The following is a 751-nucleotide window of genomic DNA, read 5'->3' as shown; positions in this document are numbered from 1 at the left end:
ACCCCCGATCAGCAGAAGGCACTGGAGCAGGCCGCACGAGAGCGCATCAAGGATTCCCACGCCCTCGACGGCGACGTCGGTCGCTTGACCAACTTCTATCGCGAATGGGCCAGTTCCTACGAGTTGGATGTCGGCCTTGACGGGTACTGCGGGCCGATGATCGTGGCGGAACTGGCGGGAGCCGTGCAGACGGCCTATTTGGCCAAGCAACGAACTGCCATCACAATCCTGGACGCCGGCTGCGGAACGGGCCTCGTCGGCGTGGAACTGGAACGCCTCGGCTTCCGGTTGATCGACGGGATCGACCTCTCCGAGGAGATGGCCGAACAGGCCCGGCAAACCCGCGTCTACCGTCATGTCCGAGGCGATGTCGACCTCAACGGGCCGCTCTCCGACTACGACAGCGCGAGCTTTGATATCACGGTCTGCTGCGGCGCCTTCACGCTCGGGCATGTCCGACCGGATGGGCTGCGCGAACTGGCCCGCGTCACGCGCCCGAATGGATTCATCATCGCAAGCACCCGCAAAAGCTATGCTGAGGCCACATCCTTTGAAGACGAGGTGCTACGTCTGCAGGATGCGGGCGTCCTCGTGCCGGCACAGCGTCTAAACGACGGCAGATACGTCGCCGAGGAGGACGCGCACTACTGGGTTTTCCAGGTGCTCGAGAAGGCCAGCGCACCAACCGAGGAGCGGCCATGACCACGCTACTGCAAATCTCGCTGGCGAAGCTGCCAGCCGATGCAAGACG

1 protein-coding gene is annotated in these 751 nt (G+C 63.5%); it reads left to right on the top strand.

What is annotated here, in order from left to right; genetic code table 11:
* The coding region (locus NKJ32_RS35435) for a class I SAM-dependent DNA methyltransferase (protein WP_352830597.1) at positions 1-702 on the top strand (702 nt) is incomplete at its 5' end.
* Between the last annotated feature and the right edge of the window lie 49 nt (positions 703-751).

The organism is Mesorhizobium sp. M0159, assembly GCF_040322295.1.
Lineage (GTDB): Bacteria > Pseudomonadota > Alphaproteobacteria > Rhizobiales > Rhizobiaceae > Mesorhizobium.
Note: the sequence above shows the minus strand (reverse complement) of the source record. Positions and strands in the feature narration are given on the sequence as shown.